This is a genomic window from Roseovarius tolerans, from assembly GCF_028885395.1.
GTDB classification, from domain to species: Bacteria; Pseudomonadota; Alphaproteobacteria; order Rhodobacterales; family Rhodobacteraceae; genus Roseovarius; species Roseovarius tolerans.
Genome location: NZ_CP118494.1, coordinates 1,755,828 through 1,778,494 on the forward strand (window position 1 = coordinate 1,755,828; position 22,667 = coordinate 1,778,494).

At 63.9% G+C, this 22,667-nt stretch carries 22 protein-coding genes; 15 read left to right on the forward strand and 7 right to left on the reverse strand.

Features of this window, described 5'->3' with window-relative positions:
* The first annotated feature begins 152 nt into the window (after positions 1-152).
* Together PVU19_RS08700 and PVU19_RS08705 are read left to right on the forward strand one after the other, a co-directional pair.
* Positions 153-413, forward strand: a complete 261-nt coding sequence (locus tag PVU19_RS08700; protein ID WP_050661752.1) for an acyl carrier protein — start codon at positions 153-155, stop codon at positions 411-413.
* Positions 410-1,621 (forward strand): beta-ketoacyl-[acyl-carrier-protein] synthase family protein, encoded by a 1,212-nt coding sequence (locus PVU19_RS08705; protein WP_074784531.1) that lies wholly within the window; start codon positions 410-412, stop codon positions 1,619-1,621. The genes PVU19_RS08700 and PVU19_RS08705 overlap by 4 nt, the downstream gene beginning before the upstream one ends.
* Before the next feature lie 323 nt (positions 1,622-1,944).
* Here the strand turns inward: PVU19_RS08705 and PVU19_RS08710 are convergent, their stop codons facing one another.
* Positions 1,945-2,574 (reverse strand): invasion associated locus B family protein, encoded by a 630-nt coding sequence (locus tag PVU19_RS08710; protein WP_050662450.1) that lies wholly within the window; start codon positions 2,572-2,574, stop codon positions 1,945-1,947.
* 438 nt (positions 2,575-3,012) lie between these two features.
* Between PVU19_RS08710 and PVU19_RS08715 the strand changes: the two genes are divergently transcribed.
* Positions 3,013-4,551, forward strand: a complete 1,539-nt coding sequence (locus PVU19_RS08715; RefSeq protein WP_050662449.1) for a helicase HerA-like domain-containing protein — start codon at positions 3,013-3,015, stop codon at positions 4,549-4,551.
* Between the two features lie 304 nt (positions 4,552-4,855).
* The gene (locus PVU19_RS08720; protein WP_420833265.1) at positions 4,856-6,151 is read left to right on the forward strand and encodes a DEAD/DEAH box helicase; all 1,296 of its coding nucleotides are present in this window, start codon (positions 4,856-4,858) and stop codon (positions 6,149-6,151) included.
* Between the two features lie 96 nt (positions 6,152-6,247).
* On the opposite strand, the gene PVU19_RS08725 is transcribed toward PVU19_RS08720, so the two are convergent.
* From PVU19_RS08725 to ccmI, 3 genes are read right to left on the reverse strand one after another with little or no spacing between them, the layout of a single operon-like run.
* A complete protein-coding gene (locus PVU19_RS08725) occupies positions 6,248-6,484 on the reverse strand; it encodes a DUF1289 domain-containing protein (RefSeq protein WP_050662448.1) in 237 nt (78 codons plus the stop codon).
* Positions 6,474-6,956, reverse strand: a complete 483-nt coding sequence (gene ruvX / locus PVU19_RS08730; RefSeq protein ID WP_200901852.1) for a Holliday junction resolvase RuvX — start codon at positions 6,954-6,956, stop codon at positions 6,474-6,476. Before ruvX ends, PVU19_RS08725 begins: the two co-directional genes overlap by 11 nt.
* Positions 6,953-8,185 carry a c-type cytochrome biogenesis protein CcmI gene (ccmI, locus tag PVU19_RS08735; protein WP_050662458.1) on the reverse strand — a complete coding sequence of 411 codons (1,233 nt, stop codon included), beginning with the start codon at positions 8,183-8,185 and terminating at the stop codon, positions 6,953-6,955. Before ccmI ends, ruvX begins: the two co-directional genes overlap by 4 nt.
* A gap of 214 nt (positions 8,186-8,399) precedes the next feature.
* Between ccmI and PVU19_RS08740 the strand changes: the two genes are divergently transcribed.
* From PVU19_RS08740 to rarD, 8 genes are all read left to right on the forward strand, one after another.
* Positions 8,400-9,644, forward strand: a complete 1,245-nt coding sequence (locus PVU19_RS08740) for a sarcosine oxidase subunit beta family protein (RefSeq protein ID WP_050662447.1) — start codon at positions 8,400-8,402, stop codon at positions 9,642-9,644.
* 14 nt (positions 9,645-9,658) lie between these two features.
* Complete coding sequence (locus tag PVU19_RS08745) at positions 9,659-9,988, forward strand: sarcosine oxidase subunit delta (RefSeq protein ID WP_050662446.1); 330 nt, start codon at positions 9,659-9,661, stop codon at positions 9,986-9,988.
* Between the two features lie 64 nt (positions 9,989-10,052).
* The gene (locus PVU19_RS08750) at positions 10,053-13,061 is read left to right on the forward strand and encodes a sarcosine oxidase subunit alpha family protein (RefSeq protein WP_050662445.1); all 3,009 of its coding nucleotides are present in this window, start codon (positions 10,053-10,055) and stop codon (positions 13,059-13,061) included.
* Entirely contained in the window at positions 13,054-13,623 is a 570-nt protein-coding gene (locus tag PVU19_RS08755) for a sarcosine oxidase subunit gamma (RefSeq protein WP_050662444.1), read from the forward strand. Before PVU19_RS08750 ends, PVU19_RS08755 begins: the two co-directional genes overlap by 8 nt.
* 111 nt (positions 13,624-13,734) lie before the next feature.
* Positions 13,735-14,334 (forward strand): superoxide dismutase, encoded by a 600-nt coding sequence (locus tag PVU19_RS08760; protein WP_050662443.1) that lies wholly within the window; start codon positions 13,735-13,737, stop codon positions 14,332-14,334.
* A 157-nt stretch (positions 14,335-14,491) separates the two neighbouring features.
* On the forward strand, positions 14,492-14,722 hold the full coding sequence (locus tag PVU19_RS08765) for a hypothetical protein (protein ID WP_050662442.1): 231 nt from the start codon (positions 14,492-14,494) through the stop codon (positions 14,720-14,722).
* Positions 14,722-15,180 (forward strand): baeRF12 domain-containing protein, encoded by a 459-nt coding sequence (locus PVU19_RS08770; protein WP_050662441.1) that lies wholly within the window; start codon positions 14,722-14,724, stop codon positions 15,178-15,180. Before PVU19_RS08765 ends, PVU19_RS08770 begins: the two co-directional genes overlap by 1 nt.
* Positions 15,181-15,307: 127 nt before the next feature.
* Positions 15,308-16,204 carry an EamA family transporter RarD gene (rarD, locus tag PVU19_RS08775; protein ID WP_050662440.1) on the forward strand — a complete coding sequence of 299 codons (897 nt, stop codon included), beginning with the start codon at positions 15,308-15,310 and terminating at the stop codon, positions 16,202-16,204.
* On the opposite strand, the gene PVU19_RS08780 is transcribed toward rarD, so the two are convergent.
* Positions 16,165-16,716: an LOG family protein gene (locus PVU19_RS08780; RefSeq protein ID WP_050662439.1), complete on the reverse strand. Its 552-nt coding sequence runs from the start codon at positions 16,714-16,716 to the stop codon at positions 16,165-16,167. The two genes, rarD and PVU19_RS08780, sit on opposite strands and share 40 nt — an antisense overlap.
* A gap of 102 nt (positions 16,717-16,818) precedes the next feature.
* On the opposite strand from PVU19_RS08780, the gene PVU19_RS08785 reads away from it, so the two are divergent.
* From PVU19_RS08785 to PVU19_RS08795, 3 genes are all read left to right on the forward strand, one after another.
* Entirely contained in the window at positions 16,819-18,063 is a 1,245-nt protein-coding gene (locus PVU19_RS08785; protein ID WP_082237527.1) for a LysM peptidoglycan-binding domain-containing protein, read from the forward strand.
* 70 nt (positions 18,064-18,133) lie between these two features.
* A complete protein-coding gene (locus tag PVU19_RS08790) occupies positions 18,134-19,954 on the forward strand; it encodes an ABCB family ABC transporter ATP-binding protein/permease (protein ID WP_050662438.1) in 1,821 nt (606 codons plus the stop codon).
* Between the two features lie 164 nt (positions 19,955-20,118).
* A complete protein-coding gene (locus PVU19_RS08795; protein WP_050662437.1) occupies positions 20,119-20,703 on the forward strand; it encodes an HNH endonuclease in 585 nt (194 codons plus the stop codon).
* Positions 20,704-20,757: 54 nt separating this feature from the next.
* On the opposite strand, the gene PVU19_RS08800 is transcribed toward PVU19_RS08795, so the two are convergent.
* On the reverse strand, positions 20,758-21,312 hold the full coding sequence (locus PVU19_RS08800) for a bactofilin family protein (protein WP_050662436.1): 555 nt from the start codon (positions 21,310-21,312) through the stop codon (positions 20,758-20,760).
* Positions 21,302-22,621 carry a M23 family metallopeptidase gene (locus tag PVU19_RS08805; protein ID WP_200901851.1) on the reverse strand — a complete coding sequence of 440 codons (1,320 nt, stop codon included), beginning with the start codon at positions 22,619-22,621 and terminating at the stop codon, positions 21,302-21,304. The genes PVU19_RS08800 and PVU19_RS08805 overlap by 11 nt, the downstream gene beginning before the upstream one ends.
* Between the last annotated feature and the right edge of the window lie 46 nt (positions 22,622-22,667).

Here is a 22,667-nt window from a genome sequence, read left to right on the forward strand (position 1 = left end):
TCGGCGGTTCGCAGGGGCTGCGGGCGGTCAAGGGATTGCGACGTCTCATGAGATTGTTTGACGATGTGGCCAAGTTTAAGAAAACTGTTACAGAACCGACGCAAAAGACCTGAAACCCGCCCAGCCCGGGCCGTATTGGAAAGACCCTACCCATGAGCAGCATTCAGGACCGTGTCATCCGCATCATCGCCGAGCAGGCGGTGCTGGAACCTTCAGACGTCACTCTCGACAGCACGCTGGAAGATCTGGGCATCGACAGCCTCGGGCTGGTGGAGAGCATCTTTGCCATCGAGGAGGCGTTCGACATCTCGGTGCCGTTCAACGCGAACGAGCCGTCGGAGAGCGATTTCGACATTTCCTCGGTGCGGACCATTGTGGCGGGGATCGAGCGGCTGATCGCGGAGCAATCGTGAAGCGCGTCGTCATTACCGGGGCAGGCACGATCAATGCGCTCGGCCATGATGTGCCTGCCACGATGGAGGCGATGCGCGAGGGCCGCTGCGGTATCGGTGAGCTGGAGTTTCGCGACGTGGAGCGGCTGTCGATCCGGATCGGCGCGCAGGTCCGGGACTATGATCCCGAGGCACAGTTCAACCGTCAGCAACTGGCGCTCTTCGACCGGTTCACGCAGTTCACGCTGATCGCCGCGCGGCAGGCGATGGCGCAGGCGGGGCTGGAATTCACCGGTGAGCTGGCGGCGCGGGCGGGGGTGATCCTTGGCAATTCAGGCGGCGGCATGACCACGCTCGATGAGAATTACCGCTCGGTCTACGAGGAGGGCAAGAACCGGGTGCATCCCTTCGTGGTGCCCAAGCTGATGAACAATGCCGCGGCGTCGCACCTGTCGATGGAATACAACCTCAAGGGCCCGTCCTTTACGGTCTCGACCGCCTGCGCGTCGTCCAACCATGCTATGGCGCAGGCCTTTCAGATGGTGCATGGCGGGATCACCCCGGTGATGGTGACGGGGGGATCCGAGTCGATGCTGTGCTTTGGTGGCGTCAAGGCGTGGGAGGGCCTGCGCGTGATGAGCCGCGATGCCTGTCGCCCCTTCTCGGCCAATCGCAACGGTATGGTGCAGGGCGAGGGGGCGGCGATCTTCGTTTTCGAGGAGTTGGAGCATGCCCGCAAGCGCGGTGCCGAGATATTGGCCGAGGTAGCGGGGTTCGCGATGACCTCGGATGCGTCCGACATCGTGATGCCGTCGAAACAGGGGGCGGCGCGGGCCATTCAGGGGGCGCTGCGCGATGCCCGGGTCAACCGCGAGGATGTGGGCTATATCAACGCCCACGGCACCGGTACCGCCGCCAATGACAAGACCGAAAGTGCTGCTGTGGCGGATGTGTTTGGGGCGCATGCCGACACGCTGATGATTTCGTCCACCAAGTCGATGCATGCGCATCTGATTGGCGGCACCGGGGCGGTGGAATTGCTGGCCTGTATCATGGCGCTGCGCGACGGGGTCATCGCGCCCACCATCGGCTATGAGGAACCGGACCCGGAATGCGCGCTCGACGTGGTGCCCAACGTGGCGCGCGAGGCGCATGTCGATGTGGCGCTGAGCAATGCTTTTGCCTTTGGCGGGCTGAATGCGGTGCTGGCGCTCAGGCGGTTCGGGTAGGGGGAATTTTGGCTTTGAGGGGACCTTGCTGACTCGCAGAAGGTGTCGCGTGATCGCAGGGCCGGGGACTGGCGATGCAACCGTTGTTGGCAGCACTTTATGCCAGCCAAGTCATCGTAACTTCGACACGTTGCGCGCCGTATCAAATCGCCAGGCCGCGGGACGGCCAGGCGATCGCGCGGCACCTTCGGTGCGTATCGCGCGGGTGGTGCGTATGTCGGGTTCAGGCCTATCCCGGCAAAACCTGCCCCCAACGCAAAACTCCCCCGGCGAAAGCCGGAGGAGCCATGTCTTGCCTGGTCTGGATCGGGCCTGTGCCCGGCTCAGTTCGACAGTTCGGATGCCGCGTCATAGGCGGCGGTAAAGCCGGCGAGCGAGGCGTCGATGCGCACGGTCTGGTCGGGGGCCTGGGCCGGGACGATCTGGATGGTCGCCTTCACGCCACGCTTGAGCGCGTCGACTTCCGGCTGGGTCAGGCCGATGCGGGCGAAACAGCCGCCCATGGTGCAGAACGAATAGGCATAGCTCTTGGCCTTGCCGCCATCGACCGACAGCTTGACCTCTTCCGAGAGCAGCGTGCCAAGTGGCACGGCGATGGTGGCCCCGGCGACGACATTGCCTGCATTGCCCAGCTTGTAGAGGCTGAACTCTGCCACTGGGTTGCCTTCGGACTCGGTCAGAAGCTGGTACATCTGGCACAGCTCGGGGGTGTCTTCGGTCTGGTTGCGGAAACACTTGAGCTGCCAGTCGTCAAAGCTCTCCTTGATGTAAGAGCCGTCCTCCTGCACCTCGCGCCCGGTATCGAGCCCTTGTGCCAGTGCGTTGCCGGTTTCCTGTTCGGTCTGTTCTGTGCTTGGTGCCGTTTCGGCAGGGGCCTCTGCCTCTTGCGCGCCGACAGTGGTGCCAAGCGCGAGCAGGGCGGCGATGGACAGGCGTGAAATGAACTTGGACATTGGTTCCCCATTACATGGTCGGTTGATTTGGTGCGATTTAACATGTCATGCGCGCGCTGTCAGGCGCAAAACATGGGACGCTGTCAGGCCCATGGCGGGTTTTCGCGCGGATCGCCGGTTGCGTCAATCCTGTGACGGCCCGGCCCGCCATGGTCGGAACAAAAAGAAAGAGGCCTTGCGGCCTCCTTCCTGTTTCTCCCCGTCGGACTGGCCGACTTAGTTATTGAAGCGAACGCTAGGACAGAAACCCGCATGCGTCAACAGGCTATGTCGCAAGCGCCGGAAAAAAGGCCGCACCCGGAGGGCGCGGCCAGTCTGACAGGGAGGAAATGCCCGGAACCAGAGGACATTCGGCCCCGGGCATGAATTCAGACTGGCACAGAAAGGTTAACTTTGTATGGTCAAGCCGTGACGATTTCTGGACGAGGGTAGTGAGCCGTGACCAATTCCATTTTCATAGGCGGCGGCGGGCCGGACTATTCCGAGCCGCAGGGCCTTTTGCTCAAATACGCCAACCGGCACGGGCTTGTGGCCGGGGCGACGGGCACGGGCAAGACGGTGACGCTGCAGATCCTCGCCGAAGGGTTTTCGGATGCGGGCGTGCCGGTGATCCTGTCGGATATCAAGGGTGACGTGTCGGGCATGGCGGTGGCGGGCAGCCCCGACCACAAGCTGCATGGTCCGTTCACCGAACGCGCGGAAAAGATCGGGTTCGAGGCATTCCGCTATGACAGTTTTCCGGTGGTGTTCTGGGATCTGTTCGGCGAGCAGGGCCACCCGGTTCGCACCACGATTGCCGAGATGGGGCCGCTCTTGCTGTCGCGTCTGCTGGGTTTGTCGGATGCGCAGGAGGGCGTGCTCAACATCGCGTTTCGCGTGGCCGATGAAGAGGGCCTGCCGCTGCTCGATCTCGATGACATCCGGGCGCTGCTGCTCTGGGTGGGTGAGAATGCGGATGAATTGTCGCTGCGTTATGGCAATGTGGCGGCGGCCTCGGTGGGGGCGATCCAGCGGTCGCTGCTGGTGCTGGAAAACCAGGGGGCGGCGCATTTCTTTGGCGAACCGGCGCTTGATCTGGCCGATCTGATGCAGGTCACGCCCGAGGGGCGCGGCCATGTCAACATCCTTGCCGCTGACCGTCTGGTGCAGTCGCCGCAGCTTTATGCCACCTTCCTGCTGTGGCTCTTGTCGGAACTCTTTGAGACGTTGCCCGAGGTGGGCAACCCCGACAAGCCGAAGCTGGTCTTTTTCTTCGACGAGGCGCATCTTCTGTTCGATGACGCGCCCAAGGTGCTGGTGGACAAGGTCGAGCAGGTGGCGCGGCTCATTCGCTCCAAGGGGGTGGGGGTGTATTTCATCACCCAGAATCCCGATGACGTGCCCGAGGATGTGCTGGGGCAATTGGGCAACCGATTTCAGCATGCGTTGCGGGCCTTCACCGCGCGCGATCAAAAAGCGTTGCGTCGGGCCGCCGAGACCTATCGCCCCAATCCGAGGTTCGATACCGGCGACGCGATCCGTGACGTCGGCGTGGGTGAGGCGGTGACCTCGATGCTGGAGGGCAAGGGGGTGCCGGGGGTGGTCGAGCGCACGCTCATTCGCCCGCCCGCGACGCAGCTTGGCCCCTGTGACCCCGAGACCCGGCATGCGTTGATCGCCGCCTCGCCGGTGGCGGGCAAATACGACACCGCGATCGACCGGCATTCGGCACATGAGATGCTGGCCGAACGGGCCGAGGCGGCGGCGAAAGCTGCGGAGGCCGCCGAGGTGGAGGCCGAGGCCGAAGAGGAGAAGGCCCGCGAGTTCAAGGCCGCGCGTCGCTATTCCGGCGGGGCGAGCCCGGGGCGTGCGCGCCGGGTGTCGGGCTCGGACGGGATCGGCGGGGCGCTGGCCTCGGCGCTGGTCAAGGAGCTGAAGGGCACCACGGGGCGGCGCATCGTGCGCGGTATTCTGGGCGGGCTCTTCAAGGGGCGTTGAGGCGCGCGCGCGGCGGATACGGTAGGCGTGCCGCAGCGCTTGACTTTCGCGCGGCAGGCCGCCATATGCACCCCAACCGACATTTCCTGCCGCGTGAGCAGCACGGCCCCTGAAACGGGGCGACCCATATGAAATGTCGCGGACCTGTTCCCAAAATCACGCGTGGGGCCAAACACCTGTCGGAAGGCGGGGGCAATCGGCCCTTTGTCTTGGCCCGTCAGGTGCAACCACGACGACCGGGCGGTGATCTTTGCCGCCTGTACCGGGCTTTGGGCAGATGTCCTGGCCCCCGAAAGGATACGATTTGAACCTCTTTGACGAAATGGGCCTGCCCCAATCGCTCACCCGCAAGCTGGCCGCGTCCGGCATCACCGAACCCACTCCGATCCAGACCCATGCCATTCCGCATGCCCTGAACGGCGAGGATGTGCTGGGCCTTGCGCAGACCGGCACCGGCAAGACCATGGCCTTTGGCCTGCCGCTGATTACCGCGCTGATGGAGGCGCCGGGCAAACCCGCGCCCAAGACGATCCGCAGCCTGATCCTTGCGCCGACGCGCGAGTTGGCCGGGCAGATCCGCGACGCGCTTTTGCCGCTGGTCAAGGATAGCCCGATCAAGATCAACCTCGTGGTGGGCGGCGCGTCGATCAATCCGCAGATCAAGCGGCTGGATCAGGGCACCGATATCCTGGTGGCGACACCGGGCCGGTTGCTCGACCTTATCGACCGCCGTGCCGTGCGGCTCGACGCCGCGCGGTTCCTCGTGCTCGACGAGGCCGACCAGATGCTCGATCTGGGCTTTATCCACGCGCTGCGCCGGATCGCCGGGCTGCTGGCCGCCGAGCGTCAGACCATGCTCTTTTCGGCGACCATGCCCAAGCAGATGGAAGAGATCGCGAGCAGCTATCTGACCCACCCCAAGCGGGTGCAGGTCAGCCCCCCGGGCAAGGCCGCCGACAAGGTCACGCAAGAGGTGCATTTCATCGCCAAGGCCGCCAAGCCCGATCTGCTGATCGAGCTTCTGGGCAAGCACAAGGGCGAGTTGGCGCTGGTTTTCGGTCGCACCAAGCACGGCTCTGACAAGCTGGCGCGCAAGCTGGAGCAGGCCGGATTCTCGGTCGCCGCGATCCATGGCAACAAGAGCCAGGGCCAGCGCGAACGGGCGCTCAAGGCGTTCCGGGACGGTCAGGTCAAGGTACTCGTGGCCACCGACGTGGCGGCGCGCGGCCTTGATATTCCGGATGTGAAACACGTCTACAATTTCGAGTTGCCGAACGTGCCAGACAACTATGTCCACCGCATCGGGCGCACTGCGCGGGCGGGCCGTGACGGGGCGGCGATCGCGTTTTGCGCACCCGACGAGATGGGCGAATTGAAGGATATCCAGAAGGTTCTGGGCACCACGATCCCGGTGGCCTCGGGCCGTCCGTGGGAAGTGCTGCCCGATCCCAAGGAGAAGAAACCGCAGGGCCGTGGCGGGCCGCGTCGTCGCGGTGGCGGCGGTGGTGGCTTTGGCGGCGGTGCCGGGCAGGGCAAACCCGGCGGCGGGCGGCGTCGCGGTGGCGGCGGTGGCGGCCGGGCCCGGTCGAACGCGGCGTAAGCGCGGGGGATTGGGCTGGGGTGGACCTTTGCCGTTAACGAGATGAGCCGCGCGGGGCAGAGCTTGAACGGAAGCGTGAGGTCAAGACCTGCGCTGCTATCCCCGCGACAGCCGCGCCGCCCGCCCGCCCCGGCGCTTTTTCAGCAATCCGGCGCGGTCGGGCAGGGCGGCCATTACCTCGCGCCGCTCGGTGCCGCTCATCTTCGACCAGCGGGTGATCTCTTCGATCGAGCGCAGGCAGCCGGTGCAGATCCGTGCCTCGGGGTGCACCACGCAGACCCGCACGCAGGGGCTTTCGACCTCGTCGCGCTGCCATGGTGTTTCATCCGTCATGCTCTGCCCTCATATGTCCCATCCGGTCCAGCACCCCTTGCAGGATATAGGATGCGGCGACGCTGTCGATCACCTCGGAACGACGCTTTCGTGTCGCATCCGCCTCCAGCAGGGCGCGTTCGGCGGCCACGGTGGACAGGCGTTCGTCCCAGAAGCTGATCGGCAGATCGGTGAGCCGTTCCAGATTGCGGGCAAAGGCGCGGGTGGATTGGCACCTTGGCCCCTCGCTGCCATCCATGTTGCGCGGCAGGCCGAGGATGATCCCGCCCACCTCGCGCGCCGCGATGACCTTTAGCAGATGCGCGGCATCGAGGGTGAATTTCTGACGCTTTACCGTCTCGTGCGGGCTGGCCACCGACCAGAGCCTGTCCGAGAGCGCGACGCCGATGGTCTTGGTCCCCAGATCGAGGCCCATCACGGCCCGCGCGCGCGGCAGCGCGGCGGCGAACTCGGCGATATCCTCGACGATCACTCTGCCACGCCCGCGTTCTCTGCCGCCGCCCGCACGGTGGCAAGGCGACGCGGGAAATCGGCAAAGACCGCCTGCGCCTCGGTCCAGATGCGGCGGGCGCGGTCGGTCTCGCCCAGCACGCCGTAGGCGTTGATCAGCCGCGCCCAGTCTTCGGCGGTGCCGCCCTCGTCGGCCAGACGGCTCGCCAGCCCGGCCACCATGCCGCGGATCATCTCCTGCCGGGCCTCGGGGTCCATCTCTCCTGCAGCCTCGATATCGCCCGCCGAGGGGCCGGGCGCGCCAGCCTGCGACGGCAGTTCATAGCGTTCGCCCGCGCGGGCCGCCAGTTCCTCGATACCGGCGCGAATGGGCGGCACCCAGGGCGCGTCGGGCGTGCTCTCCTCCAGCAGGTCGCGCCACAGGCGGAACGCGGTGTCGGGGCGGTCGATCTGCGTCATGTAAAGGCCAAGATAGAAGCGGGCCGTCGGGGCGCGCGGGTCGCGGTCGAGGGCATCGCGCAGTGCTGCCTCGGCATCGCGCGAGACATAGCCGCTGGTGGCGTTGATCATCAATTCGGCCAGCGTGGCGTAATCCTCGGCGGTGGCGGCCTCGCCCTTTACCTCGATGAGCTGTGCCTGCGCGGTGCGCGCCGCCTCCATGTTGCCGAGCGCTGCCTCGCTGCGCACCAGAAAGCGCAGGCCCTGCTGGTCATTGGGCCGCTCCGCCACCGTCTCGCGCAGCCGCTCGACCAGCGCCATATAGTCGTCGCTGGTGCCGTCGGGCAGGCCGGTGTCCTGCGGGGCAAAGCGGGCTTCAGCCGCTTCCTGATCCAGGCGCTCGGCGCGCGCGGCCTCGGAATTGGCGATCCGGGTGGCCATGGGCAGATCGCCGTAACCCGGCGCGCCGATCTGCGAATAAAGCAGCACGCCGCCGCCGGTCACCAATGCCACCACCACGCCGGCCATGACGATCCCGAGCGCCTTGGGCTGCCCGCCGCTCTCGCCGCCCGCACGCAGTTGTGCGTCGGCGGCGAGGATCTTGCGCGAAATCTCGGCGCGCAGCCGTTCGGCATCCTCGGCCTCCAGCACGCCGCGCTTGAGGTCGCGGTCGATCTCGCGCAGCTGATCGCGGTAGACGTCGAGGTCATAGGCTGCGGGCGGTGCCTCGCCCACACGACCACGCATGAGGGTCAGCCCCAGAATGGCCCCGACCCCGATCGCAAGGGCCGCCACGATGATCCAGAATGCCATGATCTCTCCTTGGGTGATTGACCCCATGTAACGACCCGCGCGCGCGGAAAAAAGAGGCATATGGTCACTTGGCCGTGGGCGGCCCGCGCTCCGATGTCGCAATGTCGCTATTGATGCTGAAATCGCCGCGCCGGGTATCCTTTCCTAAGCCCGTCCATCGCATTACGGTGCCAGCCGCAAGCCCGTTGCGAATCCACCAACCCCGAGAGCGCGCATGAAACACTATTCCGCCTTTGCCGTCGCCCGCGAAGCCCTGCGTTACCACATGGGGTGGGAGCGCGCCTGGGCCTCGCCCGAGCCGAAGAAGAAATACGATGTCATCATCGTGGGCGCGGGTGGGCATGGTCTGGCCACGGCCTATTACCTCGGCAAGAATTTCGGCATCACCAATGTCGCGATTCTGGAGAAGGGCTGGCTCGGCGGCGGCAACACGGGCCGCAACACCACGATCATCCGCTCCAACTACCTGCAAGACCCCTCGGCGGCGATCTATGAGAAATCCCGCTCGCTCTACGAGACGCTGAGCCAGGATTTCAACTATAACATCATGTATTCACCGCGTGGCGTGATCATGCTGGCGCAGACCGAGCACGAGGTGCGCGGCTATCAGCGCACGGCGCATGCCAACGCCCTGCAAGGCGTGACCACCGAATTCATCTCGCCCGCCCGCGTCAAGGAAATCGTGCCGATCATCAATCTCGACGGGCCGCGTTATCCGGTGCTGGGCGGTCTGTGGCAGGCGCGTGCGGGCACCGCGCGGCATGATGCCGTGGCCTGGGGCTATGCGCGGGCCTGTTCGGCCATGGGCATGCACATCATCCAGAAATGCGAAGTGACCGGTATTTCCCGCGACGGGGCCAAGGTCACCGGTGTGACCACCAATCGCGGCGACATCGCCTGTGACAAGCTGGGGCTGGTCGTGGCCGGTCATTCGGGCCACCTCGCCGATATGGCCGGGTTCCGCCTGCCGATCGAATCCGTCGCGCTTCAGGCCCTCGTCTCCGAGCCGATCAAGCCCTGCATGGATTGCGTCGTCATGGCCAACACCGTGCACGGCTATATGAGCCAGTCCGACAAGGGCGAAATGGTCATTGGCGGCGGCACCGACGGCTATAACAACTACACGCAGCGCGGCTCGTTCCACCATGCCGAGGAAACCGTGCGCGCGCTGGTCGAGACCTTCCCGATGGTCGCGCGGCTCAAGATGCTGCGCCAATGGGGCGGGATCGTGGACGTGACCGGCGACCGCTCGCCGATCCTCAGCAAAACGCCCGTCGACGGCATCTTCATCAACTGCGGCTGGGGCACGGGGGGCTTCAAGGCCATTCCCGGTTCGGGTTGGGGCTTTGCCGAACTGATGGCCAAGGGCCACTCGCCGCTCTGCGACGAGTTCGGCCTCGACCGGTTCTATCAGGGCCGGTTCATTGACGAATCCGTCGCCGCTGGCGTCGCGCACTAAGGAGGACTTGACTCATGCTGATCCTCACCTGCCCCTGCTGCGGCGTTACGGGCGAAGAGACCGAATTTCATCAGGGCGGCGAGGCGCATCTCAAGCGGTTCGGCCCCGGCGCGTCGGATGATGACTTTCACACCTATATGTTCGCCAAGGAAAACCCCAAGGGCGTGCATTTCGAGCGTTGGCGGCACAACAATGGCTGCGGCAAGTGGTTCCACGCCGCCCGCGATACCGTGACGCTGGAGGTCTACGGCACGTACCCCGCGCAAACGCTGGAGCCGCCGCAGAACATCCGCGACGCGATCACCGCCAAGCGCCCCGGCTGGACATGGCGGGACTTCGCATGACCCTTCATCTTGCCAAAAATACTCACTTCACAACGCCCGCCCGCCGGGCCCGAGGGTTCAAGACATGAGCACACGTCTGGCCAAGACCGGTCGCCTCGTCGATCACAGCCGCGCCATCGAGTTCACCTTCAACGGCAAGCGCCTGAAGGGCCATCCCGGCGATACGCTCGCCTCGGCGCTGCTGGCGAATGATCAGATGCTGGTGGGCCGGTCGTTCAAATACCACCGCCCGCGCGGCATCGTGGCCTCGGGCGCGGAAGAGCCGAATGCGCTCGTCGGTTTGGGCGAAGGCACCCGGTTCGAGCCCAACCAGCGCGTCACCACGACCGAACTCTTCGACGGGCTGACCTGCATCAGCCAGAACCACTGGCCGAGCCTCGATTTCGACATCGGCGCGGTCAACACGCATCTGTCGCGCTTCCTGCCTGCGGGCTTTTACTACAAGATGTTCATCCACCCGCGCCCGTTCTGGAAACATGTCTACGAGCCGTTCATCCGTCAGTCGGCGGGTCTGGGCAAGGCGTCCAATCCCGGCGATCCGGACCGGTATGAGCATTTCTATTACTTCTGCGATGTGCTCGTGGTGGGCGGCGGTGTCGCTGGTCTGCAAGCCGCTGTGACGGCCGCCGAGGCCGGATCAAAGGTGATGCTGATCGAGCAGACCGCCCATTGGGGCGGGCGGTCGCCTGTGGATGGTGGAGAGGTGGACGGCCAGCCGGTCGCGGAGTGGGTCGATGCCACGATTGCTAAACTGCAAGGCATGCCCAACGTCACCCTGCGCAATCGCTGCATGGGGGCAGGGGTCTACGATCACGGCTATGCGCTTGGCTATGAGCGTGTCGCCGATCACACGCCCGGCAGCGACGCCCCCCGGCACCGTCTCTGGCGCATTCGCGCGGGGCAGATCGTGACCGCCACTGGCGCCATCGAACGCCCCTTGAGCTTTGCGGGCAACGATATTCCCGGCGTTATGCTCGCCTCGGCGGTGCGCGATTATGCGGTCGATTTCGGTGTCTCTATCGGTGATCGCACCGTGGTTGTCACCAACAATGACGACGCGTATCGCACCGCCATCACGCTCAAGAAACTGGGTCTGGAAATCCCCGTCATCCTCGACGCTCGCCAACGGGGGGGCGGTGCCTTGGCCGAAGAGGCGCGGCGCTTGGGCATCCGCGTGGAAAACGGCAAGGGCATCGCAAAGGTCAAGGGCGGCAAGCGCGTGACCGGCGTCGCCATCTGCGCGCAGGCGGGCGAAGGCGCGGTGCTGGAAGAGATCGCATGCGATGCGGTCGCCATGTCGGGCGGCTGGTCGCCGGTTGTGCACCTCTGGTCGCATTGCGGTGGCAAGCTCATTTGGGACGAGGCGAGCGCGCATTTCCGCCCCGATCCGGATCAACCGCCGAAAGGCGCCAAGGGCGAGGGTTTCGTGATCCCCGCCGGGGTCGCCAATGGCGCGGGCGATCTGGCCAGTGTCGTGTCCGATGCGCATGCGGCAGGGCAGGTGGCGGCCAAGGCCATGGGAGGCAAACCCAAGGGCAAGGCCCCCAAGGCCAGCACTTCGGAGGAAGCTCCGATGCAGCCCGTCTGGCTCATGCCGCAGGGGGCAGGGATAAAGCTGCGGATGAAATCCTGGCTCGATTACCAGAACGACGTGAAGGTGTCGGACGTGCAACTCGCCGCGCGCGAAGGCTATGAGAGCGTCGAGCATGCCAAGCGTTACACCACGCTCGGGATGGCCACGGATCAGGGCAAGCTAAGCAATATCAACGGGTTGGCTATTCTGTCGGATGCGCTCAACCAGCCCATCCCGCAGACCGGCACCACCACCTTCCGCCCGCCCTATACGCCGATTTCTCTGTCGTCGATCGCGGGCGAGGCCAAGGGCGAGATCTTTCAGCCGATCCGCAAGACCCCGATGCATGCATGGCACGAGGCCAATGGCGCGGATTTCGAGCCGGTCGGCCAATGGCGTCGCCCCTATTGCTTTCCGAAGGGCGAAGAGGGTCGCCACGAGGCCGTCAATCGCGAAATCAAGCAGACGCGGGCCAGCCTTGCGCTGCTCGACGCCTCGACCCTTGGCAAGATCATCGTCAAGGGCGCGGATGCGGGCCGCTTCATGGACATGCTCTATACCAACATGATGTCCACGCTGAAGCCGGGGCGCTGCCGCTACGGCCTGATGTGCAACGAGAACGGCTTTCTGATGGATGACGGTGTGGTCGCGCGGCTTGATGAGGACACGTTCCTTGTCCACACCACCACCGGCGGGGCCGAGTCGATCCATGGCCATATGGAAGACTGGCTGCAATGCGAATGGTGGGACTGGAAGGTCTATACCGCCAACGTCACCGAGCAATATGCGCAGGTGGGCGTTGCGGGGCCGAACTCTCGCAAGGTGATCGAAAAGCTGACCGGGGACGATATCAGCGCCGACGCGCTGACCTTCATGGGTTGGACCGAGATCACCGTCGCGGGCATCCCCGCGCGCGTCTTCCGCATCTCCTTTGCCGGTGAGCTGAGCTTCGAGCTGTCGGTGCCCGCAAGCCATGGTCGCGCCCTTTGGGACGCGCTGCTGGAGGCGGGCGAGGAATACGGCGTCATGCCCTACGGGACCGAGGCGATGCACGTGATGCGTGCCGAAAAGGGTTTCATCATGATTGGGGACGAGACGGATGGCACGGTCATCCCGCAGGACCTGAACATGGACTGGGCGATTTCCAAGAAGAAAGACGACTATCTTGGCAAACGCGCGCAGGAGCGTGAGCATATGGCCGATCCCAACCGCTGGAAGCTGGTGGGGCTGGAGACGCTTGAGGGTGAGGTGCTGCCTGATGGGGCCTATGCGACGGCCCCGGGCACGAACGCCAACGGTCAGCGCAATACGCAGGGCCGCGTGACCTCCACCTACCACTCGCCCACGCTCGGGCGTGGCATCGCCATGGGGCTTGTGCATCACGGGCTGGACCGCATGGGCGAGGTGCTGGAATTTCCCAAGGTCGACGGCGGCATCGTCAAGGCGAAGATCGTCGATCCCATTTTCTACGACAAGGACGGGGAGAAGCAGAATGTCTGAGGCCGTTACCCCCCTGAACGGGGCCCGCTTCGAGGGGCTCGCCACGATTGAGGACGCGGGCCTGACGGGCATGATCACCCTGCGTGGCGATCTGTCGTCGAAAGAGGTGAAGGCGGCGGTTCAAAACGCCGTCGGCCTCGACATTCCCGCGCAGCGTCAGGCGCTGAGCGGGCAGGGGACTGCCGTGCTCTGGATGTCGCCGGACGAGCTTTTGCTGATCTGCGCCTATGACGGGGTGGCCGAGACGATTGCCACTCTGGAAGAGGCGGTCAAGGGTCAGCATTTCCTCGCCGTCAACGTCTCAGACGCGCGCACCTACCTGCACGTCTCAGGCGCGGGCGCGCGCGAAACCCTCGCCAAGCTCTGCCCGGTGGACCTGTCGGAGGCCGCCTTTACCCCCGGCATGTTCCGACGCACCCGCATGGCGCAGGTGCCCGCCGCGTTCTGGCTGGATGAGGCGGGCACGTTCCACCTGATCTGCTTCCGCTCGGTGGCGGATTATGCCTTCAACCTGTTGAAAACCGCAGCACTTCCTGGGGGGGATGTGGGGGTTTACGGCTGAGCGCCGCCAATCCCGACGGAAAAACTCTGCCCCAACAGGGTTGACCTTTGCCTGATCCGCCCACCATGTAAGGGCATCGGATTTCAACACCAACGAACAGGGGGCATACCCATGGCTTTCGAACTTCCCGACCTTCCGTATTCGCATGATGCGCTCGCCGATCACGGCATGAGCCGCGAGACGCTGGAATACCACCACGACATCCACCACAAGGCCTATGTCGATAACGGCAACAAGGCCGTCGCCGGCACCGAGTGGGACGGCAAATCGGTCGAAGAGATCATCAAGGGCACTTATGATCCCAAGGCCGTCGCGCAGTCGGGCATCTTCAACAACGCCTCGCAATACTGGAACCACAACCAGTTCTGGGAGATGATGGCCCCCGGCGGCACCGGCATGCCCGGCGAGCTTGAAAAGGCGATCACCGAGAGCTTTGGCTCGCTCGACAAGTTCAAGGAAGATTTCGCCGCCGCAGGGGCCGGTCAGTTCGGCTCTGGCTGGGCGTGGCTCGTCAAGGACACCGATGGCGCGCTGAAAGTGACCAAGACCGAGAACGGCGTGAACCCGCTCTGCTTTGGTCAGACAGCGCTTCTGGGCTGTGACGTTTGGGAGCATTCCTACTACATTGACTTCCGCAACAAGCGTCCGGCCTATCTCCAGAACTTCCTCGACAATCTGGTGAACTGGGAAAACGTCGCATCGCGCATGTGATCCTGGGCCTGACCCGATCGCAGAAGGCCCGCCATCTGGCGGGCCTTTTTTTGTTTGGTGCGACGTGATAGGGCTTTGATCAGATGTGATTTTCTGACGGAACCTGCGGGCTTTTCATACGTTTTTATGATGAAGCAATGATAAAGGAGGAGCCCCCATGGCTGAGCGTGTGAAATCAAAGGATGGCAGCCGGGAGACCGAAGAAATCCTCGGCGAAAAACCTGAGAACTTGCGAAAGGCACCCTCTGTCGCGGGCCGCGCAGGGGGCGAGATTGCCCGCAAGGTCGGCACCCGCGATGAGAAGAAGCGCCACGACGAGACATCAGCCGGGACGACGCGTGGCACGGCGCAGGATCAGGACGAGAGCGGTGACAAGGAGAAGATGTAATGGCGGTTCTGACCAATGGTACATGGGTGTTGATCGCGGACGGGGAAAAGGCGCTGTTCCTGCGCAATTCTGTCGATGCGATCTCGCCCGCGCTTGACGTCGTGCGCAAGGACGAGCAGGAAAACCCGTCGGATTACGATCAATCCGCCAATCGTCCGGGGCGCAAGCGCGATACCGGGGTTGGGCAGAGTTCGGCCATGGATGACACCGATTGGCATGAACTGGCCAAAGAACGCTTTGCGCATGAGTTGGGTGACATTCTGTACAAGTACGCGCATCGCGGCGCGTTTGAGCGGATCGTTCTGGTCGCCACCCCGCCTGTCTTGGGTGACCTGCGGCAGGCGCTGCACAAGGAGGTTCAGGCCAAGGTGGTGGCAGAGATTCCCAAGGACCTCACCCACCACCCACTCGACAAGGTCGAGACCATGCTGAAGGCGGAACTTGACCCCAAGCTCTGAGGCTTTGGCGCGCCGTTCCGTTGCATGACACGTGCGTGGAAACTGCATCGGGTCGGCGCTTTCGCCTTGCCCCTGCCGTCTGCTTGCGGCAGCACGGAGGCAGGGCGAAACACGGGGCGGCAGTATCATGCGCGAGGCGACCAAAGGGATTATCGCGATGGTCGCAACCTGCACGGTCTGGGGCCTGTCGGGCATTTACTACAAGCTGCTGGATCACATCCCGCCCATCGAAATCCTCGCGCATCGCACGCTGTGGTCTTGCGTGTTCTTCGCCTTCGTTCTGCTGATGCAGGGGCGAATTTCGGTTCTGGGTCAGGCGCTTGCGGGGCGAAAGTCGATTCTTCTGATCGGTTTCGCGGCGTTGATGATCTCAACCAACTGGTTCGTTTTCATCACCTCGATTCAGATCGGGCGCGCGATGGAGGCCTCACTGGGCTACTACATCTTCCCCTTGGTGGCGGTGCTTCTGGGGGCGATTGCCTTTCGTGAACGTCTTGGAAAGGCGCAGCTTTTCGCCGTGGCGCTTGCGCTCTGTGCGGTTGTGACCCTGACGTGGGGCCTTGGCGTTCCGCCCTGGATCGCGCTGATCCTCGCTACGAGCTTCGGCCTCTATGGTCTTGTGAAAAAGGGGCTTTCGGTCGGTCCCGTGGTGTCGGTCACGGCCGAGGTGCTGCTGCTTTCACCGATTGCGCTGACGGTGCTGTGGTATTTTCATTCCGATGGGCATGGGGCATTCGGTGTCAATTGGCGTGACAGCCTGCTCCTGATGTTTTCCGGCATCCTCACCGGCACGCCGCTGATCATGTTCAGCTATGCCACCAAGCGCGTCACGCTGGCCACCGTCGGGCTGGTGCAATATCTGAACCCGACGCTGCAATTCCTTGTCGCAACGCTGATTTTCCAGGAGGCGTTCAGCTTCTGGCACGCCGTGGCCTTCGCGATGATCTGGACCGCGCTCGCGATCTATACGACCGCAAGCCTGCGTCAGGACAGGGCGGCGCGCAGGGCGATCCTCAAATCCTGAACGGATTCAACAGGCTGCACAAAGCCTCTGAGGCTGTCTGCGGCGAAATCCTCGGCGATGACGTGATCCAGAATTTGCATGAGAGGCGTCCAGTACGATTCTGTATTCAATAAATAAATCGGCTTTTCATGCAGGCCGAGCTGACGCCATGTCAGGACCTCGAAAAACTCGTCCAGCGATCCCGCGCCGCCGGGCAGGACAATGATCGCGTCGGAATTCATGAACATCACCTTTTTGCGTTCATGCATGGTTTCGGTCACGACATATTGCGTCAGGTCGCGCTTGCCGACCTCCAGACGCACGAGATGCGCGGGGATCACGCCGAAGGTCTTGCCGCCTGCCTGCTGTGCGGCCCGCGCCGTGGCGCCCATGAGGCCGACATCCCCCGCGCCGTAAACCAACCGCCAGCCGTTCTCGGCCAGCATCTTGCCGGTGTCGGTCGCGGCCTGCATATATGTGGGGCGCTTGCCCGGACGTGCGCCGCAAAAGACACAGACGGATCGTTCTGACATGGGATCACTCCGGGCTGAAACGGGTTGCTTTGACCCGTGATAGCCTTGTTGCTATGCTCCGACAACCGGGCGCGGTGCCACGGCAGGGGATGTTGAAAAAAGATGAGGAAATTCGCCGGTTTAGGGGCTGGGCCTGCTGCGGGTGCCGTTGCTCTGGCGGTGGCGGCCCTGGTCGCTGCGGGGATCTATCTCTATCGCGGCGATACGCCGGGCGCGGAGGTGACACAGTCGACCGACCCCGCAGCCGAAGCGGAGCCAGCATCAGAACCCATCAACGCGCCACCCACCCAAGAGGCGCAGGCGGAGCCCGACACGCCCGATATGCCCGACATGCCCGCACCGCCGGCCATCGACACGTTTCGGCTGGAGCCGGACGGGCAGATGGTGGTCGCCGGTCGTGCCGCCCCCGGCTGGGATGTCTCGATCCTGATCGACGACGAGGACATCGGCATCGCGGCGCCGGACGGGGCCGGAAAATTCGTTCAGTTTCTTGATGTTCCGAGGAGTTCGCAACCTCGGGTCCTGACGTTGCGCATGCGCTCTGCGACGGATGGCACGGAGGTCCGATCGACCGGCGAGATCCTGATCGCGCCGAGACCTGAGCCCAAGATATCTGCGTCCGAAGTGACCGACGCCGCCGTATCTGACGTGACAGATGCCGCAGCGTCTGAGGGCGCCCCGCCCGCCACGGTTGAGGAAGTCGAGACGATAGCCGCGCCCGATGCCGCACCCGCAGACGCGCCTGTTGTAGCCGCGGAGGAGCAAAGGGCAGCCGCGCCGGATATCACGACACCGCCTGAGCCGCAGCAACCCACGGTGTTGCTGTCCAATGAAAGCGGTGTGCGGGTCCTGCAATCCCCGCAGGAGCGCACGCCGGAGGTCATGTCGTCGGTCGCGCTTGATGCGATCACCTATTCCGAGGCGGGAGAGGTGCAGCTGTCAGGGCGCGGCCGTGGTGAGGGGTTTGTCAGGATTTACCTGGATAACCAGCCGATTACGACCTCGCGAATCGAGGAGGATGGCGGGTGGCAAAGCGCGCTGCCGGATGTGGATACGGGCGTCTACACGCTGCGCGTGGACGAGGTCAGCACGGCGGGCGAGGTCACGTCGCGCGTCGAAACCCCGTTCAAACGCGAAGATGAGGCCATTCTCGCCACCCGTGACGTCACCCCCGATGCGCCGCGTCTCGATGTCGTCACGGTGCAGCCCGGCTCGACCCTGTGGGCGATTTCGCGCGAGACATATGGCGAGGGCATTCTCTATGTGCGGGTGTTCGAGGCCAATCGTGACCGTATTCGTGACCCCGATCTGATTTATCCGGGGCAGGTGTTCGAACTGCCCGAATGAGTGCGGGCTGGTCATTGGAGGGCCAGAGACCTATCTGTGCCCCTCGATCCGATGAAAGGCCCCAATCCCCATGCGCACATCCCGCGTGACATCCTCCGAGGCGTCGAGCAGCGGCTGGATCACCATCCGGCGCGTCGCGCCCTACCTGTGGCCCGAGGGGCAGCCCTGGGTCAAACGGCGGGTGGTGATCGCGCTCATCCTGCTGGTCGCGGCCAAGCTGGTCTCGGTCGGCACGCCTTTCTTTTACAAGGCGGCCGTTGACGCACTCGCGGGCGAGGGTCAGGAGGCGGCGTGGATGCTGGGCGCGGGGGCTATCGGGCTGACCGTCGCATATGGCTTGGCGCGGCTGATGAATGTGGGTTTTCAGCAATTGCGCGACGCGGTCTTTGCACGGGTGGCGCAGCGTGCGTTGCGGGAGCTCGCCCTGCAGACGTTCCAGCATATCCATGCGATGTCGATGCGGTACCACATCACGCGCAAGACCGGCGGGCTGAGCCGGATCATCGAGCGCGGGGTCAAGGGCGTCGACTTTCTGCTGCGATTTCTGCTCTTTTCGATCGCGCCGCTGGTGCTGGAACTGTTGCTGGTCGGGATCATCCTCTGGACGCTGTTCGACATCTGGTATCTGGTCGTGGTGGCCGCTGTCATCGCCGCCTACACGGCGTTTACCTTCAAGGTGACCGAGTGGCGTGTGCGGCTGCGGCGCGAGATGAACGATCAGGACACCGACGCCAATCAAAAGGCGATCGACAGTCTGCTGAATTACGAGACGGTCAAGTATTTCGGAGCCGAGGCGCGCGAGGCGGATCGCTATGACGCGGCGATGGCGGGCTATGAGCGCGCCGCGCTGCAGACGGCGCAGTCACTGGCCTTTCTGAACTTCGGGCAATCCTTGCTGATCACCGGCGGGCTGATCATCGTCATGGTGATGGCGGCCATGGGCGTTCAGGACGGCAGCATGACGGTGGGCGATTTCGTCATGGTCAACGCCTACATGATCCAGATCACCATGCCGCTGAACTTTCTGGGCACGGTCTATCGCGAGATCAGGCAAGCCCTGGTCGATATGGGCGAAATGTTCGAGATGCTTGAGAAAAATCCCGACGTTGCCGAAAAACCGGATGCCCATGCGCTGAAAGTGAAAGGCGCGGCCATCACATTCGATGCGGTGGAGTTCGGGTATGATCCGGCGCGCCCGATCCTCAGGGGTGTGTCGCTTGATGTCGGGCCCGGGCAGACACTGGCGGTGGTCGGTCCCTCCGGGTCGGGAAAGTCGACCATCGGGCGTCTGCTCTTTCGGTTCTACGATGTGCAGGCGGGGGCGGTGCGCATCGACGGGCAGGATGTGCGCGACGTGACCCAGGACAGCCTGCACGCCACCATTGGCGTGGTGCCGCAGGATACCGTTCTGTTCAATGACACGATTGGCTATAATATCGCCTATGGGCGCGACGGGGTCAGTCAGGACGAGATCGAAGAGGCCGCGCGTGCGGCGCAGATTCATGACTTCATAGCGAGCCTGCCCGAAGGCTATGCGACGCAGGTGGGCGAGCGCGGGCTGAAGCTGTCGGGGGGCGAGAAACAGCGCGTCGGCATCGCGCGCACCCTGCTGAAAAACCCGCCGATCCTTCTGCTTGATGAGGCGACCAGCGCGCTCGATACGCAGACCGAAGGCGAGATTCAGGAGGCGCTCGCACGTGCAGCAGAGGGGCGCACCGTGATCATGATCGCGCACCGCCTGTCCACGGTCGCCGGGGCCGACAGGATTGTCGTTCTGGATCAGGGGGTTGTCGTCGAAGAGGGCACGCATGCGGACCTGCTGGCGCGGCAGGGCCGCTATGCCGCGCTCTGGCAGCGGCAGGCGTCGGGGCAGGACGAGGCGGCAGCTTGAAACCTGTCATGGCAAAGTTACGTTTGCCTTCTATATCGCTATCTAGATATGCTGCGATATAGCAGGCTTGCCAGCCGCCGAACACGATATATAGTGGCATAGAGGTGAGGGGAATTCCGCCTTGCCGCTTGGGAGCGTGGGCCGCAAGAAGGGCAGTTCAGACGATGGACGGGGATTTCAGAACCGAATTTGTAAGAGAGCCTGCCGCGCTGCGGCATTTCCCGGCTCTGGTGCTCAACGCCGATTACCGGCCGCTGTCCTACTATCCGCTATCGCTCTGGACGTGGCAGGAGGCGGTCAAGGCGGCGTGGTCGGACCGGGTGGACATCGTGGCCGAATATGACCACTGGGTGCGCAGTCCGAGTACAGAGATACGGATACCCTCTGTCATCGTCCTCAGAGACTTTGTGAAACCTCAAAAGCGCGTGGCCTTCACGCGCTTTAATTTATTTCTGAGGGATGAATTCCGCTGTCAGTATTGCGGGGCCAAGGGCGATCTGACCTTTGATCACGTGGTGCCGCGCGCCCGTGGTGGTGTGACAAGCTGGGAGAATGTCGTGGCCGCCTGCAGCCCGTGCAACCTGCGCAAGGGCTCGCGCAGCCTGCGGCAGGTCAACATGAGCCTGCGCAAGCCGCCGCGTCCGCCCGGGGCCGAGCAATTGCGCAACATGGGGCGCAAGTTTCCGCCCAACCACCTGCATGAAAGCTGGCTCGATTTCCTTTACTGGGATGCCGAGCTGGAGGCGTGAGACAATAAAAAAGGCACCCCGCAGGGTGCCTTTTTGCAAACGATGTGACCGGGGTCAGCCCTGCTTGGCATCCGCAGGTTTTGCGGCGGGTTGTTGGGCGGGCGCCGCGGTCTGTGCCTGGGTCTGCGCCGGTTTGGCGGCGGATTTGTTGCCCGACAGCGGATCGTCCTGCCGTTGCACCGAACCTTCGAAATGTGCGCCGCTCTCGATCGCGATGGTCTTGTGGATGATGTCACCCTCGACCCGGGCGGTGGAGGTGAGTCGCACCTTGAGACCACGCACCCGGCCAACGATGCGGCCATTGATCACCACGTCATCGGCGATCACCTCGCCCTTGATCGTGGCGCCTTCGCCGATGGTCAGCAAATGCGCGCGGATATCGCCCTCGATCGTGCCTTCGACCTGGATATCGCCGGTGGTCTTGAGATTGCCGGTGATGTGCAGGTCGGTCGAGAGAACCGAAGCGGGCGGCTTGGCCTTGGGGGCCTGCGCCTTGAACTCGCCGGTGTTGCTGTCGGGGCGCGCGCTGTCGAGACGGTTCTCGGAACTGGCCGGTTTGCTCTCGGCCGGTTTTTGCGCGGGTTCGTTGATCTTGCTCTTAGAAAACATTTTTCGCTGCCTTGATGTAGGTCATGGGGTTGACGGCCTTGCCGTCCACGCGGACTTCGTAGTGCAGATGGGTGCCGGTGGACCGTCCTGTGTTGCCCATATCACCAATTCTATCTCCGCGCGAGACCCTTTGACCGGGCTTCACGCGGATTCGGGACATATGGGCGTAGCGGGTCTCGATGCCGAAGGCGTGGTCGATCTTCACGAGGCGACCATAGCCCGACTGCCAGCCCGCGTGACCGACGACACCGTCAGCCGTGGCGTAGATGGGTGTGCCGTGCGGTGCCGCGAAGTCTGTCCCGGCATGCAGGCGTCCCCACCGCATTCCGTAGCCCGATGTGAAGCGGAAACCGCTCTTGACGGGCAGGGCGAAGGGGGCCTTTTCGGCAGCGAGCCGGTAGAGGTTTAACTGGTCGAGGCGGCCCAGGATGCGGTTGGCGCGTTCGGCGTCGGGTGACAGCGTCTCGCCGCGCGTCGAGAACGAGGCGGGCATGAGCGGGCCGCCCTGGCCGGAATAGCCCCGGCGCACCGTGTCGAGCAGCCGGTCGGTATTGAGCCCTGCGGCGCGGAACATCTTGTCGAGCGGTTCGACCGAGATCGCCATCGCGTCTTCAAGCTGGCTGAAAATCTGGTCGTTCTGGTCCTGCAAAAGCCGCAGTTCATAGGCCATCTCGTCGGCCCGGATGAGCGCCTCTTGCGCATCGGCGATGGTCTGGTCGCGCGCCTCGGCGGCGTCGGCGAGGGCGGCGGACAGGAAGTTCACCGTGCTGTCACCAGCCGAGTTGCCGTTCTCGCCCGGGGTTTCGGCCCCGCCAGCGTCGAGCGCGTTGGCCAGGCGCTCTGCTTCTTGCTGTGCGTCTTCGCGCTCGGTCATGGTGCGGCGCAGCGTGGCCTGAATAACCTCGATGCCGGTTTCCAGTTCCTGCCGCCGGGTTTCGGAGGCGAGAAGTTCGGACTGCATGATGGAAATCTGTTCGAGGGCGAAGCTGAACCGTTCCTGCGCGGCAAGCGCCTCTTGCGCGCGCTTGTCCCGTTCGTCGGCAAGCGCGTTGAGCCGCATTTCATAGGTCTGCAACTCGCGCTTGGCCTGCTCGCGGAAATTGCCCGCCCCGATCGAATCCATCACCAGCACCGAGGTCGCGATGATCGCCCATGCGACGATCGCCGCCGCGCCGCCGCAGGCAATCAGCTGTGTCGCGGGACCAAGCCGGATGAAGCGTGTGTCGGTATCGGAACGCAGAAAGACCCGTCTCTCGGGAAAGTAGCGCTCCAGGAGTGAATGAAGTCTTATGCCCAGTCGTGTTCTCACGCGGTCTCTGTCCCTAATTGCCCTTCCGGTTCGCGACGTTCTTGTT

Excerpts from the sequence above, each read along its gene's own strand:
- PVU19_RS08700 (WP_050661752.1), top strand. The coding sequence starts at position 153 with ATGAGCAGCATTCAGGACCGTGTCATCCGCATCATCGCCGAGCAGGCG.
- PVU19_RS08710 (WP_050662450.1), bottom strand. The coding sequence starts at position 2,574 with ATGTCCAAGTTCATTTCACGCCTGTCCATCGCCGCCCTGCTCGCGCTT.
- PVU19_RS08725 (WP_050662448.1), bottom strand. The coding sequence starts at position 6,484 with ATGACGGATGAAACACCATGGCAGCGCGACGAGGTCGAAAGCCCCTGC.
- ccmI (WP_050662458.1), bottom strand. The coding sequence starts at position 8,185 with ATGGCATTCTGGATCATCGTGGCGGCCCTTGCGATCGGGGTCGGGGCC.
- PVU19_RS08740 (WP_050662447.1), top strand. The coding sequence starts at position 8,400 with ATGAAACACTATTCCGCCTTTGCCGTCGCCCGCGAAGCCCTGCGTTAC.
- PVU19_RS08745 (WP_050662446.1), top strand. The coding sequence starts at position 9,659 with ATGCTGATCCTCACCTGCCCCTGCTGCGGCGTTACGGGCGAAGAGACC.
- PVU19_RS08750 (WP_050662445.1), top strand. The coding sequence starts at position 10,053 with ATGAGCACACGTCTGGCCAAGACCGGTCGCCTCGTCGATCACAGCCGC.
- PVU19_RS08755 (WP_050662444.1), top strand. The coding sequence starts at position 13,054 with ATGTCTGAGGCCGTTACCCCCCTGAACGGGGCCCGCTTCGAGGGGCTC.
- PVU19_RS08760 (WP_050662443.1), top strand. The coding sequence starts at position 13,735 with ATGGCTTTCGAACTTCCCGACCTTCCGTATTCGCATGATGCGCTCGCC.
- PVU19_RS08765 (WP_050662442.1), top strand. The coding sequence starts at position 14,492 with ATGGCTGAGCGTGTGAAATCAAAGGATGGCAGCCGGGAGACCGAAGAA.
- PVU19_RS08770 (WP_050662441.1), top strand. The coding sequence starts at position 14,722 with ATGGCGGTTCTGACCAATGGTACATGGGTGTTGATCGCGGACGGGGAA.
- rarD (WP_050662440.1), top strand. The coding sequence starts at position 15,308 with ATGCGCGAGGCGACCAAAGGGATTATCGCGATGGTCGCAACCTGCACG.
- PVU19_RS08780 (WP_050662439.1), bottom strand. The coding sequence starts at position 16,716 with ATGTCAGAACGATCCGTCTGTGTCTTTTGCGGCGCACGTCCGGGCAAG.
- PVU19_RS08785 (WP_082237527.1), top strand. The coding sequence starts at position 16,819 with ATGAGGAAATTCGCCGGTTTAGGGGCTGGGCCTGCTGCGGGTGCCGTT.
- PVU19_RS08790 (WP_050662438.1), top strand. The coding sequence starts at position 18,134 with ATGCGCACATCCCGCGTGACATCCTCCGAGGCGTCGAGCAGCGGCTGG.
- PVU19_RS08795 (WP_050662437.1), top strand. The coding sequence starts at position 20,119 with ATGGACGGGGATTTCAGAACCGAATTTGTAAGAGAGCCTGCCGCGCTG.
- PVU19_RS08800 (WP_050662436.1), bottom strand. The coding sequence starts at position 21,312 with ATGTTTTCTAAGAGCAAGATCAACGAACCCGCGCAAAAACCGGCCGAG.